The sequence below is a fragment of the Pseudomonas sp. HY2-MNA-CIBAN-0224 genome (assembly GCF_040310285.1).
Taxonomy (GTDB): Bacteria; Pseudomonadota; Gammaproteobacteria; order Pseudomonadales; family Pseudomonadaceae; genus Aquipseudomonas; species Aquipseudomonas helleri.
In genome coordinates this window covers 1-281 of sequence record NZ_JBEOPQ010000410.1, presented here as the reverse complement: position 1 = coordinate 281, position 281 = coordinate 1, and the positions used below count along the sequence as shown (strand labels likewise).

Genomic DNA, 281 nt, shown 5'->3' with positions numbered 1-281 from the left:
GTTATGCACCCTTCGGTTGGCAGCATCTTGAGCATCAATTCCCGCAAGATATTGAAGGTCTAAAAGCGCTTGGTTTAGTGCGCCAATCAGAATCTGGGCGCGATTACGACTTGCTTCGCGATCGGGTGATTTTTCCGATTCGTGACAATCAAGGTCGCACCATTGGCTTTGGTGGTCGCGCGCTCGATGATGACGTGAAGCCCAAATATATCAACTCCTCTGACTCGCCCGTTTTTCATAAGCAGCATGTGCTGTACGGCTATTATGAATCACGCCAGCAA

Annotated in this window: 1 pseudogene; it reads left to right on the top strand. The window is 49.5% G+C overall.

Annotated elements, in window-relative coordinates:
- Positions 1–281 (top strand): annotated as a pseudogene (locus AAEZ03_RS26960) (DNA primase); the annotation flags it as partial.